This is a genomic window from Paenibacillus wuxiensis (assembly GCF_040195695.1).
Taxonomy (GTDB): Bacteria; Bacillota; Bacilli; order Paenibacillales; family Paenibacillaceae; genus Paenibacillus_B; species Paenibacillus_B suaedae.
The window spans coordinates 83,422-98,698 of the sequence record NZ_JBEFZI010000012.1 but is presented as its reverse complement, the minus strand read 5'-3'; the positions used below and the strand labels follow the sequence as shown (position 1 = coordinate 98,698).

Below are 15,277 nucleotides of genomic sequence, written 5' to 3'. Positions count from 1 at the left end.
AGCTGCCTATTAATAAAATCTATTGATAGGAAGTGAATAACGGATGAAGACTGGGAGAAAGCGCAGTGCCCGAAGATTGTTCGCAATGACAGTAATGACCATCATGATGTTCGTATCCTCGCTGGCGCCGACTTACGCAGGAACGAGTGTTTCCGCAGCACAGGAACCTGTGGTCAAAAATGAAACTAAGGAAATCCGGAATGTCATGTACTATGGCGATTGGTCGATTTGGGGAGGACAGGGAAACTTTTATCCCAAGGATATTCCGGCCGATCAATTAACCCACTTGAACTATGCGTTTCTCGATTTTGATGCCCAAGGCAATCTTGTCTTTACGGACAAGGATGCGGCTGTAGAAGCGCCTGTCGGCCAGGATGGCGTTCAATGGCAAGCGGCCAATGCAGGCATCCTTATCGCCCTGCAGCAATTGCGCGCAGAAAACCCAAATCTGAAGATCGGTATTTCTCTTGGCGGATGGTCGAAATCAGGCGACTTCGCTGTCGTTGCAGCCGATGCTTCCAAACGGGCGAATCTGATCCAAAATGTCATGAAATTCATCAAGTACACGAACATGGACTTCGTGGATGTCGATTGGGAGTTCCCGGCTGAAGTTCGACAGCCCGATCTGGTCGATAATAAGAACGATGAAGGAACGAAATACGCTATACCAGAGGATAAAAACAATTATATTTTACTCCTGCAAGACATCAAAAACGCATTGAATAAGCAAGGAGCTGAGCTTGGTAAAGCGTATGAACTGTCTGTTGCGCTTCCAGCGCCGAAGAGTAAGATCGATATCGGCATTGATGTGCCGAGACTGTTCAACATTGTAGACTTTGCCAACATTATGACTTATGACATGCGCGGCGCATGGGATGAAGTAAGCGGCCACCATACTGGCTTGTATACGAACCCGAACGACCCGCTCACGGGCAATAATCTGTCCGTCGACGAAAGCGTAAATTATTTGATTCAGCAAGGTGCCGAGCCGAACAAGATTGTGATCGGGGCGGCCTACTATACTCGCGGCTGGGATAAAGTGTCGCAAGGATCCGATCCGAATCATCCGGGGCTATTCGGCGAAGCGGCACTATCCGCCAAGGACGCGGATCAGACTCCATCCCGCGGCGCCGTTGGCGAAGCAGCGCTCACCATTGGGGATGCCGGCCGTCGAACGGGGATTTGGTCTTATCGCAACCTCGACAAGCTGAAGGCCACTTACCCGAATCTCAAAGAATATTGGGATGATGCAGCCAAAGCTCCCTATCTGTATGATGGGACAACTGGCGTATTCTACACGTATGACAATGAAAGATCCATTCAAGAGAAAACGAAATATGTGCTTGAAAACGGTCTGGGCGGCGTCATTGCTTGGATGGCTTCCAATGATGCCCCTACTGCGGATCCTGCCAAGCGCGACAAATTAACAAAGGCAACGAAAGAAGGCCTCTTCGGGAGCCAGGCGTTGACAACACATGAAATCCAATATACCAAGCTGGACGTTACGGCGGATGTGAAACCGTATACTGAGGCTTGGGGCAACAGCAAAGGCTATGAAATCACCCTCTTCAATAACGAGTCTTTGACCGAATCGAATCAAGTGTTGAAAGCGGTGGAAAGAGGAGCTAAAACGGTTAAGCTGCCGAAGCTCTACATCCAAGCCGATGGACCGTTGACTTCCGGCGATTATTTAGCGGGAACCGTAACTAATGAGAACGGTTACACGATCGTCGATTTGAAATCGGTCTATGATGCCAAAACGATTGAACCTGGCAGATCCTATACATTCAAACTTAAGGGAAATGCCAAGGTTACAAGCATGGAGCTGGTTCAGCGGGTGTCGAATAACAGCCCGGAGATGAACAGACAACTCATTCTGGGTGATGAAGCTCCAAGCAAGAATCAACCGCCTGTTTTGCATGGCATAGCGGATCTGACGCTTACAGTTGGCGACAACTTTGATAAGCTGGCCGGCGTAACTGCTACGGATGCAGAAGACGGAGATCTCACATCACGTATTGCCGTGACGGGAGAAGTTAATACAAATGCAGCCGGCAAGTATGAGCTGGTGTACTCCGTTACGGATTCGCAAGGATTGACGGTCGAGAAAAAACGCACCATTACCGTTATCGAAGCGACGGCCCCGGGGCATGATTTTGGGGTTGGCCAAGGAATCGAGTGGCCGAAGCAAGTCAATTCTCCATTCGTTGATATGGTTGCATGGGTTACCAAACCGGGCTATTCCAACAACGGCGCCCCTAACCTCGCCAGAATTTCCGAGGATACCGGCGTGAAATTTTTCAATCTCGGCTTTATTCAATCCAGTTCGCAGCACATCGCGGATGGCAAAGTGCAATGGGGCTGGGGAGGATATTCCGTACTGAATGAGAAGAATGCGGATAACACCCAATACCAAGGGATTAAGCAGTCTATTCGGGAAATTCGCGAAATGGGCGGCGATGTCACGATCTCGCTGGGCGGTTTGAATGGCGTATCGTTCTGGGAAGTGACTCAAGACACCGATACCCTCTTCAATACGTATATGGAAATTGTTAAAGGCTATGGACTGACCCGCTTAGACCTTGACATTGAGGGCGGCGCTCAGAACAAAGCCCTGAATGTCGCCAACGCGCAGGCGATTAAGAAGCTTCAGGATGCAACGGGAGTCGATATTGTATTAACACTCCCTGTACTGCCAAGCGGTCTGACTTCTGTTCAATTGGATGTATTGGAAGCTTACTTATCTGCCGGCGTGGATGTCAAAGTCGTGAACATCATGACGATGTGCTATGGCAGCGGAACGCTCCTGCCTGGCGAGAACTATGGTTCCGCTTCATTGAGAGCCGTTGATTCGACGAAGAATCAAATCAAGCAGTACTTCAAGCAATTTGCCAACACGGATCTAACGGATCAAGACGCTTATGGCATCATTGGAACGACGCCATCCATCGGCTTTGAAGGCGCGGCTCATCCGATCTTTACGACGGAGTGGTCCCAGTTGATTGTGGATCATGCGATCGAGAAAGGGCTGGCGATGACCTCCTTCTGGTCGATGAACCGGGATGCGATGTTGGAAAGCAACAATGGCGTAACGGCGCAATATCAATACACAGATATTTTCAAAGCATTCGGAAATGGAAGCACCCCGCCGGGTGCTACAAAGCCCATGATTCATGGCGCAACAGATAAAACGATTTTCGTTGGCGAACAATTCGATCCGAGAGAAGGAGTTACCGCTGCGGACAAAATGGACGGCGACCTGACCGATCGCATCGTGATCGAAGGAGCGGTTGACTCCTCTACTCCAGGAGCCTATAAGCTGGTGTACACCGTAGAGAACAGCCAAGGGCTGCAAGCGGTTGCAGAACGTACGATCACTGTCGCAGAAAAGATGAATCACAAGCCAGTCATTCATGGCGCAATGGATAAAACGATTCTCGTTGGCGAGCAATTCGATCCGAAAGTAGGAGTTACCGCTACTGATGAAGAGGACGGCGACCTGTCCGATCGCATCGTGATCGAAGGAATGGTTGATTCCTCTACTCCGGGAACCTACGAGCTGGTGTACACCGTAGAAGATAATCAAGGTCTGCAAGCCTCCGCAGAGCGAAAAATCACCGTTATCGACGGGCTCGCGGATACGTATGATCCGACCAAGATCTACTACGAAGGTGATTCTGTCATTTACAAAGGAGAGAAATACACGGCAAAATGGTGGGTACAAGGCCAAGCGCCGGATTCCTCCCAAGTATGGGAAAAAGAAGTGATTCCAAATGAAGACGGCAGTGTGGATTACGTGCCGGGCAATGTGTACGTAGAAGGCAATTTGGTTCGCTATGAGGGCAAGCTCTATCAAGCCAAGTGGTGGACGAAGAGCATTCCGGGCAGCGATGAATCCTGGAAGCTTGTAGAATAATAGCATAGCAAGACGCAATTGCATCTACTGGGACTGACCCTTTACGGGTTAGTCCCTTTTGAGAATCAAGACGAATCTTACTTATTCGGGCCAAGGGCCAAAGTCCTTCCGATTACGCGAGAATATGAAAAAAACAGCTAGATCAATTTGATCTAACTGGTCATATGAATTTCTACACATATTAATTTAAAAGTACCAACTTCCACTTTTGGGCAGCGGTCCCGTTATCCGTCCAGATCTGCACGTTCGTACCGTCGTTCGTGCCTGATGAGGATACATCCAGAACCTTATTGCTGTTACTATTAATTAGTTTATACGAGCCATCTGTATTTCGTATGAAACTCCATTTCTGTGCACCTGAACCGTTGTCATCCCAAATCTGCACGTTTGTACCATCTCCTGTCCCCGAACTTGTCACATCCAGTGCTTTGGCACTAACCGCGTTAATCAGTTTATAGGTGCCGTCTTGGTTTCGATACACAGTCCAACGTTGAGCTGCTGATCCGTTATCTGAATAAATCTGAACATTTGTGCCATTCGCTGCCCCTGATCCTTGAACATCCAATGCTTTCCCACTGTTTACATTAATTAATTTATAGGGTCTTCCCACAAGCACATCGTTGTTAGTCAAGTTTGGATCCTTGGAATATTGCTGCCATAACTGATCGACAGTATGGCCAGTTACGTTCACCCATAATTGTTCACTATAAGTTCGATTGCGAAGATTGAAGTCCATCTCATTGACAATCGACGGACGGATCCGATTTTCCAGCCATACGAAAAAGCGAGCTGTAACTTGGTAACTTCCGTATATTTTTGATTAGGGCTATAATTAGGCAGGGACCATCCTGCCGGACCATTATTTCTGCCATATTTATAACGAGCATAGTCCGCAATCCCTTCGGTTATCCATCCCGGACTTCCCCCAGGATAGGCTTGAACGATATGCATTAACTCATGGGTCACCGTATCGGTATCTTCCGGATTCTTTCGCAGCCAATTAGAGCTGAATCTAACATTGCCCCCTCCTGCTTCCGCAACACCAGAGTATGTCGGATCAATTGTAAAATTTACTTTCCGAGCTGCCTGACCATTGAAACGTACAACCATTTGAGGATATACGATAAAGAAGGTATCAATCATTCGTTGTTTCACTGTCGAATCAAAAGAAGGATCCTCGTTATTCATTACTAACGTGTAGGTTCCGTCTGTGTAGGAATCAGTCTCGGCAGAGACCACCATCACTTCAGAACCGAATAGTACCAGCATCATCAAAATCATTGACAATTTTCGAATCAAATCCTATTCCTCCTTGTTGGATCTAACTAGCTCATATCGCTGTAAATCCTTGGTTCCAAGCGTACCGGATGTCATCGATTACAGCCGGGAATTTCGCTTAACGCACGTCAGCAACGTGTTTTGGCCAAATTTCACCAGGGACATACGATTTCGCTGATATTTTCCCCTTTATCGAAACGCTCCTCCTTTCCCCCCCTATAATCCATAGCTGTTCCGTTACTTTAGCGATAATGATCCCCCCAGAGCCGTGGCCTACCAGGAAATATTAAGCAGATTATTCTTTTTTATGTAGTCTACTGCTGATTTTGTGATCTCTTCTAGGGTTACTTTAGGATCGATCTGTCCTCTAACACTTCCGCAAAATTAGGCTCATCGAATGAGCTTACAAGGTCAATTTGTCCAGGAAATAAAGGCAATACAAACGAAGACATTAATATTCCTGTCAGCCTTTAAAAAGTAAGTTCTATACAGTACCATCGGGTAGTTATCAAAGAGGCTTAACCATAAAATAAAGTGTTAGACTGAATGCTGCAGGGCATGTTTGGTCGCCGCCGTCATCGGCGTACCGATCGGCAGCACGGCCAGATCCGGAAGGTTCTGGAGTACGAGCTCCTGTGGGGACATGAGAAAAGAGCGTATCCTATTGGGCACGCTCTCTTCTTAATAAATATTTGTAGAACGAATAATATCGTTCTTATTGCATCACGAACTGTTGCTTTTCCAAGCTCATGTACAAGGACTCTATCCATTGAATTGGATAGAGAATATAATCTCGATGAACATTCACGTGATCATGATTATGGCAAGCCTGGTACGATAATGACACTTAATTTTTGAACGTAATTTCGCCCACCTGTGTGGAAATGTTGAGCGTTGCACTTTCGGATTGAGCCTTACCAACATATCCATGGAGTTCTTTGGATACAACCTTTGTGGTATTTGTTTCTTTTTCAAGAGCAACCTGATTATCGATAGTTCCTATTTTTGTTGATAGATTCACATATAGAGGTGCTGGTTGATCAGGTAGATCGAATTCGACGCTACCAACGTCAGTAGATATGTTACTGCTTTCCATACCAATTACACCCGTTACAGTAACGTCGCCAGTATCGCTGATCACATTTAAATGTTGGAGCGACAATTCTGACTCAACGGATATGTTGCCAACTTTATTTTCTATCTCAAGGGATTTCAATTCTTTATACGGAAGACGAATCGTTAAAGATGGCAATGGCCCCGTATTTATGATCTTTAGTTTATTTTCAAGGATAATCTGTAATGTTCCATCTTGGATCGACGTAGTCACGTTGGTATCCATTCCTTGTGAATTGCCCTTGGATAATTCCAATTCTGCTTGATTGATTTGTTTGTCGCCTATAACTGTAACTATAGCAGCGTTACTCTGAATTTTTAGGGAATGAATGTTAGTTACATCTATTTGAGAAATATCCCCTTTTACTGCGTTCGAGACATTTCTCATGTCCGTTGTTCCTGAATTTACAATTGTGTTTGTCGATATAGAAGAGTTTTGCTGGAACAAACTTGGTGTACTAGTGACGGAGGATTCTTTCGTACATCCGGCGAGTCCGATACTGGCAGCGGCCAGGAGAATCATAGTTAACTTCATATTGTTGCTCATACGTTTATCTTCCTTTCTTCTGCATTAGATGTGTTGATTAACCAGTATTCGAATGGAATCGTTCGTACTTATGCTCCATACTCTTTTCTCCTCTCGCTCTCTCATAACTATATCTTACAGAACGTAATCTTCTTTTTTCTTACTTTACTCTTACGAAATCCTTAAGTTGACTCTATGTGCGATGATGCTCATGAAAAACTTTTTTCAATTGAACGATAAACACCGTCATAACAAGAACCATAGTCTCCATGTAAAAAGACAGCCATAAAGCTTTAACATAGTCTCCATGTTACTTCATGATTCACTATCTTTCTCATCTTTCCGAAATAAAGAAGTGTCAATCAGATAGATAATAAGAACAAAACCAATCTCAGAAAAATAGAAAAATGAACGGATGTCATCCATTCATCAATCAGATGAACGGCAATAAAATCGAGGAGTATTCGAAATATAGCGTCATGGCACTGCTTAAAATGCTGGCCAGTAGCGAGGAAATACCTTGCCTTCATAAATATAAATAATACTTTGGTAACCGCGTCAGCAACGAACGATAAACCAATAAACAGAAGTATCGATGTCCACGATTCGTATTGAATCCCTAATACCTCGAATATACCAATATGGAAGAAAAAGGACACAATAGAGCTTATTGTTTTCTCTACCGTGCCCATCTGAATTCTCTTGTATTAAAATGTGTTGAAATGATTTTTTTCATTACTCTGCTTGATGTAGCATGAGGTTTTGATAAAATGCTGAGTCTGGATCACCGTTCTCGCCTTTTTCGATAAATTGCTCAAACGTTCCTTGAAATCTCATACACCCTTTATGCAATAAGTGAATTTTACAATGTATATTTCGAAATTCATGTAAAGTATGAGTGGAAAGAATGACAGTAGAGCTTGTACCAAGAGTAAGTCTTTCTATTCTTTTTAAAATTTGCAATCTTGCTTCGGGATCAACTCCGGAAGTCGGTTCATCGAATACATACAGCTTCCTTTGCATAAGCGTTACCGCCAAAATACTTAAGTATCGGCGCTCTCCAATAGATAACTGACCAAATTGGGTGTCCCATACTTTTTCCATTAACTCAATTTCTGAAGATTCCATGTATTTATCGGTATAAGGAGTATTCGAAACTTTTATACTATTATTGTGATCCGTGTACAAAAAAAACCGAAACAAATCCTTCCCTTTCAAAGTCGAAGGAAACGATAACCCCTGTAACTGATAAATAATTTCAGAATGGTTAGGTACACCTTTGATTTCTTCGGGTCTTGGGATAACATTTGTAATTAAATCAAATAACGTCGTCTTACCGGAACCGTTTTTTCCTATAATGACGTTTACTATACCCGGTTTCAAATCTACAGTTACATTCTCCAAATTACTCTTATTACAATTCTTATGCCTATAATTTAAATTCTCAATTATAATCATATACCTGCCCCAATTCATGTTCGATTTGTCGAGGATACGATTCTTGTATATCTCATCCCCAAAAGTCCGATAATCATATATAAAATCAGGCCGAATACGATATGAGCCGAGCCAAAATTCATAAATTCCTTACCCGTTATGAGTTCTGCTATTAATAGATTCAAAGCTCTAACCAGTTCTAATGGATTGATATATAGCAGTACGATTCCCCACGATAATGAATGTGACAAATTATTAGCGGTTACGATCAAAAATACAAGTAGGAGCATATTCAGTACAGTAACTAGTGATTCTTGCTTCATCGGGAAAATCATAAGTATCAAAAAGAAGAACATTACCGGTATTGCTCCGCATAAGCCCGCTACGACGGAACTAATCATAAACAATATAATATCTGTAGGGTTATGTAGACTGCATAAGCTAGTCACTAGAGAAAAGATGAGGATCGAAAGAATAAGAAAGGATAATTGCGTAAAGACTTTTCCTATAATCATAGGGTACTTCGTGCCCGAAACGAATGCGAACATTTTCAAGAAGCCATCTTCTCTCATACGGATCAAACTTGTGGTAACCTCAATAGACATAACAAATGTAATATAGGCTAAGAACATGCTGGCTTGATATTGAAAAAAAGAAGCTTCTGGCTTAGTCATGATCCATTTGTAATGATATACGAAAAAGAGAATTAAGGGTAAAAGCAAGTACCACAAAAAACTCACTTTGTGATTCAACGTTATTTTTGCATACAATCTAATATATTCTCGAACAACTGACAATGTAATGCTCACTCCCTGTTAGCCAAATGGAATCACTTGTAATACAAAATCATATGTTGCTTCTTCCCTCATCAACGATCATGGTCTTTTTTCTGAAAAAGCAAAGTATCAATCAAATAGATAATAAGAACAAAACCAATCTCAGAAAAAATAGAAAAATGAACGGATGTCATCCATTCATCAATCAGATGAATGAACAGCAATAAAATCGAGGAGTATTCGGAAAATAGCGTCATGATACTGCTTAAAATGCCGACCAGTAGAGAGGAAATACCTTGTCTTCATATTACTTTGTAGCGTCTATTGAAATCTAATATGTGGAAAAATCAGCAATTGAAATGTCGCGTTATATAAAATATACCAAAAGTAGTCTAACAATTTTCAAAAAAAGTGTCTACCCTATTCCTTCAAGGGATGATATACCAAGTTAAATAGGCTCTTGTCATCATTTCTCTTTTCTTTTGTTAATAATAAATTTCTTAATCAAGTATTCAAAACCAACGCATATTTGACCAAGAAGCAAAAGGAGAACGGAAATATAAAAAGCGGTATCCAATCCTGAAATGGATACATACGGAAAAATGTTAAAAACAAAGTAAATAACTAACGTATCTCCAATCACATTGATAAGGTGACTCATCACTCGAGTAGGCTTTTTTTTCAAGAGAGCCAATAATAACGCATAAATAAACGGATGTATAAATGATTCCACCAGCAGAAACAAGAGGATTATGTACATCGAAACTGTGAACGCGGCATAATGATTTGGAAATGAGAGTGTTTGGTTTAATGCTCCGATTCCGGTTAACAATAGTGCGAATAATCCAGCCAACAACGAAACGATTGTAAGTAATAGAAGTGCCAACACTGGTATGAGCCACAATTTTACTTTGAATGGCGGCTTCGGTTCATTATCTTCACGATTGACTATATAATTCATTAGATGTAAGAAACCAATAAAAATAATTATCACAAACAGCAAATAGGTCATGCCATCTTCTCCCCATCTAAAAAAAGTATAAGAGGGACACAAAGAGTATTAATAGACCTTTGTGTCCCAAAATAGCTTAGAGTCCAATAAAGAGTACAATCCATTCTGCAATTGTAAGAGCATCCCCAGGTGACAATCCAAGTGCAACAAGTCCTAATTTAATCGGTTCAGTCTGCCATTCAGTAAGTTTGTCCAAAAAGTCAGCAGCCTTACTTGCATTTTTTTTGATCCAATCCGCCCCATCTTTGCTGATGACTTTCAGAAGATCCCCAAGGAGTTCTCCACCGTAACGGAGACCATTTACAATGAGTTTTTTCAGCATTGAAGTTGGAAGAGACTTGACACTCACCTCAGAACCTTGGTAAGTGACTGTCATTGGGATGGATTGTGCAATGATCGAATAAGGGACTGGTTTTGGAGCAACTGTTGCTGCTGAAATTGAAGGTGCAACTGCCGTTGTGAGAATAACTGAAGAAAGTACTGCAACCACTACTTTTTTCAAAAGATATTCCTTCCTATATAATATGATTAAAATTTCCTGGAGATGCAACGCCAATTTAAATGAATCTACACTAAATGCAGGCTTGATGTAGCGTACAAATATGCTGACTGTGAGAATTCGCTTAGTTTTGAACACTACAACAAAAAGTCATCCCTCCTTTATGTTAATAGCTACCCAATCCAATACTACAAAGATTTAGTTGGTGTTATAATGACTCTAGCTGTTTGCTTTGCTAGGCAAAGGAAAGAGCGCTTCGGAGTCGATTTCCGGTGTTGCCTGCCTATGCCTCATCTGGAATCGACTCTATATTATTGAAACAAGAGTGCTAGCATGACTAACATGCAGCATCCTTGAGACAACCCCTTTAATTGAGTTATCTTGCTTGAGAGAGCAGAATACGACTAGCTCCTTCTATCGCCTTTTCGTTACCTTTATTCTTCGTATCCGAATAATTCATTTTTTGAAGCTGCAATATGTACCAGTCGAGTTCCTGACTAATTTCCACTACATGTCTATCACTTAGGTTTTTCATACTTTCTACTGTTCTTGCTAAGCGTTCACGCAACTCTTTAACTTTTAATTGAATTAATTCCTCTTCCTGAGTTAGCATCGAGATTGGATACCCCCTTCTCAATGACAATTTAAACTAGGTTTCCTATATTCGTAATTTTTTTCCTCTAACAAAACCTTTTCGACATTTTCCGCCATAAACAAAAATAAGAGGTAGGATAAGTAATAAAAATTACTTTCCTTCCTCTTACTTGGTCGACTCAGCAACTTGTTGCCGCGCCCATTTAGGCAATATAAATAACAGTAAATTGAAACAGTCATTCGCCCTTATACGAGAGTCTACACCGATATAATGCAATATACTTAACATATAAGAGTCAATTGCCTCTTCATAATTTTTCATCAAAATGTAGTATTCAGCTTTAAACTTAAAATATAGAGCCAATTCAGATTTTTTAAACGGAGTGTTATACTGTTCGCTCAGCATATGCGATTCTTCTGTAATTAAATGATCGATTGCGTCAGTATCTTTAAGTTGAAGATAAAGCTCAAGAAGTTCGTTTATAATATGAATTGCATTATTGGACGGGGACTGTTTTAAACATATACGAAGTTGAGTAATTGCCTGCTCGAAATTTCCCTTTCTCCCGAGGATAGCAGCTTCGTTAAGCTTTACATTTTCCTTTATTTCTTCAAAAGGGTACTTTTTACATTCCAATAAATATTGCTCTGCTAAAAAATAATTACCTAAGTAGTAATAAGAATTGCAAATCAGAAGCAAGGCACGAGCTTTCATAAGACGATCACATGGGAATCCTTTGACAACGGCATTACATAACTGAATACATTTCTCATATAGCTGCAAGGCGTAAGCATGATAGCCTAGTTTAAAATGTACTTCTCCCTTGTCCTCCTCAGGAAAAAAATAAATATAGTTCATGATGTACATTCCCTTATGAAACGTTAGTTCCAATTTACTTAAATCAATTCGTTCGATTAAATATGTTTGATATAAAGCCTTTGCAACGAAAGGCTGCATTCCATGGTCTCTAGCATACTTTGCAATAAGTTCAAATAATACGAGTCTGATTGTATCATCTGCCACATTTTCTGTAATTCTGTATAGCTCTTCAATTAAATCGTAGCTATCTTCACTGTCACATTGCAGGAACTTCGCTGCTATCCTTTCAATAACTATGCTTTCGCCCCTCTGAATAGCTTCCATTAGCAGACGTTGAAGCACATTCTTACGCCTCTCTGTTACGATGTAATGTCCAACCACATCCGAGTATGGAATGGATAACGAAGAAGTTAAGGCGAGAATAGTAGTTAATTCAGGATGCTTCGTCTCCCCTCTTTCGATTTTCGATATCGTTCCTTTTGGAATGCCTGATAAAGCAGATAAGTGCGGTAAGGTGTATCTAAGTCTCTTCCGATAATCGAAAATTAACTCACCGATTAGCCTATCTTCTTTACTCAAACTATCACCTTCTTTCAAAAACGCCTTACTACAAAAACTACTTATATCCATTCAAAAACTACCATATATATACTAATATGTAAACATTCCACGATAGAAAAGGCGCTGAAAAAGATAAGGGATTAACCTCGTACTTCGTTCAGCGTTCTTGTATTCACGAACCCGAGAGGCTTAAGATGATAAGTTTACAGTCTCTCCCTGATCATGCTTAAGGCGGCTCTCTAATTTCTGTAATTTGTTAGTACATACTTCCTGCAACATTTCTTATACTTATTGCCACTACTACATGGACAAGGTTCGTTAACTTTTACATTTTTATATATTTTCTTTCCGGCGTCTGTATAATTAATATATAATTCCTTACTACTGATATTACCTGATAAATAATCGAAACAGTGCCCAACATTGAGCATTTCTTTAGAAATTACTATTAATGATTTATCTAGTTGTTTATTTAAACTCGAACCATAATTTATAATTTCATATAAAGCTTTATTTATATTATTAAAAATTGATTTGACATATTCTATTAGCCATTTTTCGTCTGAATGGACTATATACTCGTCTAATATCATTTCAATAAATTTTGTTTGATCCATAATCGCCCCAAAAACTAATTGGTTAGCTTGACCTGTTCGAATAATACGATTTTTCTCATCTAGGATATCTTTCCATACAGGATATATTAGTTTAAGAATAATCTCGAGAAATCTATTATCTTTACTTGCCTCTTCAGCAGCAGTAGTATTATAAATATTTTCTATTTCGGTGGTTAACATATACATTAAGATCCAACAATCTTTTTTCATGCCTTTTTCATTTAATGAATTCAACATATAATCAGCACGTACTTGAATATATCCAATTTTCTGACCATCCCGATCACCTACTTCAAGTTTTACATTGGTGATATGAGGTTTTGCCTGAACTAAAGGCACAAATATTGAACAAATTGACTCAAATGAAAAAGTTTCAGCTTCTCCCATAAATCTTCCGGATATCTCAAATGTATTATCGTAATTGTTTTCACTATCAATGATAATGCCAAATAGTCCAAGCAGACTATACAATCCAAGGATTTGTTCTTTTTCATCTTCCTTTTCGAAAAATGCATCAACATTCTCTATTTTATCTTTGAAATTAATTAAAAATGCCGTAAAAGCAGCTATTGATGAATAAACCGTTTCAGATAAAAGATTCAATTGTTCAAAAAACTCGTCAAACTCATACTCCTTTGTTGAAATAGATTTTGATTTTTGTTGTTTGTTACGCAATACTACTTTCTTATTTGTGATATCAATATCATAATCAACATGGGCTTCCGAGTGCCTTATTATGCTATCAACACCCTCAACAAAGTAATTTAGTTTTAACTTATTTAGTGAAGAAAACTGTCCGCAAATATTTCCAAAACCAGTCCAATGAATCAACCCTTCAATATCTGAAGGCTTTTCTCTTTCAATATTACTTGCCAACATTAAGAAAGTCATAGAATCTCTATATATTCCCTCACATAAATCCTTATACCATTTCAGAGCATTATTCATTAATACTTGATCCGAAGGATTGTTCCCAAACACAAAAGCCATTGCGATTGATAACTCACTTAGCTTGCTGAACATATATCTATATTTATTACAGTACCGCTCAAGAAAATCTTTAACTAAAATATCATCATTCACAAATGCCTTTTCGTACAAGTTATATGCGATATTAACCTTCCTAAGGAAGCTCTCATCATCAAATGCAATTATCCCAGCGTGCCTGTAAATTAATAAATTTAACAAATCATCATTTGAATAGTGCCCTTCATCCTTTGAAAGTATTGAGCGGAAATAATATCTTGTTTTTTGACATACATCAATAAATCGATCTTCAATAGTGCCTTCATTAGATGTTTGCCATACCATACTCAATATCGCAGAGTAGTTCGTTTCACCATTCTGAAACAACTCGGTAATGTTCTCGATATTTCGCGCTCCAAAGATACTGCCTAATAAAACAATCTCATTAGCAGCATTATCTAACTTATTTTGAGATGACTCTTTAAGTTGATTCGCATCATCTATGTTAAGTGCTACGGTAGACATTATGAGTTCAACGGCTGATTCCTTGAAAGAAATAATTGATAGAAGTAATCTTTTATAAACATTTCTAAACACTTTTGATGGCTCATACAAAGAAATTCTTCCCAGTAAATCATAGAGCTCTTCAAAAAATCTATTAATCTCACTTACTTTTTCAATTGTTTCAATTGAATCAATACTCTTTTGCGTCATATCAATTGAAGTGAATATTTCAAAACTTAAATTATTTTTCAAAGTATTAATATATTCTGATATTATGTCCATTTCATTTTCATAGCTAATCTTTTCAAGTAGACCTTTCCTTACATCCCTCTTTACTCCTTTGTATTCGTTTTCTCTCTGTGTAATTTTCAAAAGTACATTTTCTAGCAGTGTTTTACGAGACTCCACAAATGGATCTGAAGGATGAAAAACAGCTCTAAGTGAAGCTCCACATACTTTACAAACAATATTTGTACATTCATTAATGTGCTTATCGTCACATTCTATAGCATAAAAATCCAGTTCAATGTTAACCATTTATTTCAACTCCTATTAGTCAATATCATAATAAGAATCTCACATAATGTTTTGTATTTACGAACCAAACGCGGAAACTGTAGGGTAGACACGGTATTCTGTGGGACAGAATTTCTTCGAT

12 protein-coding genes are annotated in these 15,277 nt (G+C 39.8%); 1 reads left to right on the top strand and 11 read right to left on the bottom strand.

The genetic code is table 11. The features are described 5' to 3' along the window. The first annotated feature begins 43 nt into the window (after window positions 1–43). Window positions 44–3,916, top strand: coding sequence for a glycosyl hydrolase family 18 protein (locus ABN764_RS24645; protein WP_446673396.1), 3,873 nt, complete (start codon window positions 44–46; stop codon window positions 3,914–3,916). Window positions 3,917–4,097: 181 nt separating this feature from the next. On the opposite strand, the gene ABN764_RS24640 is transcribed toward ABN764_RS24645, so the two are convergent. From ABN764_RS24640 to ABN764_RS24590, 11 genes are all read right to left on the bottom strand, one after another. Beyond that, window positions 4,098–4,664: an RICIN domain-containing protein gene (locus ABN764_RS24640; protein ID WP_446673433.1), complete on the bottom strand. Its 567-nt coding sequence runs from the start codon at window positions 4,662–4,664 to the stop codon at window positions 4,098–4,100. Then, window positions 4,604–5,215: a basic secretory protein-like protein gene (locus ABN764_RS24635; protein WP_446673395.1), complete on the bottom strand. Its 612-nt coding sequence runs from the start codon at window positions 5,213–5,215 to the stop codon at window positions 4,604–4,606. Before ABN764_RS24635 ends, ABN764_RS24640 begins: the two co-directional genes overlap by 61 nt. A 516-nt stretch (window positions 5,216–5,731) precedes the next feature. Then, on the bottom strand, window positions 5,732–5,866 hold the full coding sequence (locus ABN764_RS24630) for a hypothetical protein (RefSeq protein ID WP_446673394.1): 135 nt from the start codon (window positions 5,864–5,866) through the stop codon (window positions 5,732–5,734). Window positions 5,867–6,041: 175 nt separating this feature from the next. Continuing rightward, complete coding sequence (locus ABN764_RS24625) at window positions 6,042–6,854, bottom strand: DUF4097 family beta strand repeat-containing protein (protein ID WP_446673393.1); 813 nt, start codon at window positions 6,852–6,854, stop codon at window positions 6,042–6,044. A 341-nt stretch (window positions 6,855–7,195) separates the two neighbouring features. Continuing rightward, window positions 7,196–7,525 carry a YrvL family regulatory protein gene (locus ABN764_RS24620; RefSeq protein WP_446673392.1) on the bottom strand — a complete coding sequence of 110 codons (330 nt, stop codon included), beginning with the start codon at window positions 7,523–7,525 and terminating at the stop codon, window positions 7,196–7,198. Window positions 7,526–7,568: 43 nt separating this feature from the next. After that, a complete protein-coding gene (locus ABN764_RS24615; RefSeq protein ID WP_446673391.1) occupies window positions 7,569–8,291 on the bottom strand; it encodes an ATP-binding cassette domain-containing protein in 723 nt (240 codons plus the stop codon). Window positions 8,292–9,512: 1,221 nt separating this feature from the next. Next, window positions 9,513–10,058 carry a hypothetical protein gene (locus ABN764_RS24610; protein ID WP_446673390.1) on the bottom strand — a complete coding sequence of 182 codons (546 nt, stop codon included), beginning with the start codon at window positions 10,056–10,058 and terminating at the stop codon, window positions 9,513–9,515. 76 nt (window positions 10,059–10,134) lie between these two features. Beyond that, window positions 10,135–10,560 (bottom strand): YqxI family protein, encoded by a 426-nt coding sequence (locus ABN764_RS24605; protein WP_446673389.1) that lies wholly within the window; start codon window positions 10,558–10,560, stop codon window positions 10,135–10,137. Window positions 10,561–10,933: 373 nt separating this feature from the next. Beyond that, entirely contained in the window at window positions 10,934–11,170 is a 237-nt protein-coding gene (locus tag ABN764_RS24600) for a Spo0E family sporulation regulatory protein-aspartic acid phosphatase (protein ID WP_446673388.1), read from the bottom strand. 147 nt (window positions 11,171–11,317) lie between these two features. Beyond that, window positions 11,318–12,550, bottom strand: a complete 1,233-nt coding sequence (locus ABN764_RS24595; RefSeq protein ID WP_446673387.1) for a helix-turn-helix domain-containing protein — start codon at window positions 12,548–12,550, stop codon at window positions 11,318–11,320. Window positions 12,551–12,771: 221 nt separating this feature from the next. Then, complete coding sequence (locus tag ABN764_RS24590; RefSeq protein WP_446673386.1) at window positions 12,772–15,156, bottom strand: SEC-C metal-binding domain-containing protein; 2,385 nt, start codon at window positions 15,154–15,156, stop codon at window positions 12,772–12,774. Window positions 15,157–15,277 lie beyond the last annotated feature (121 nt).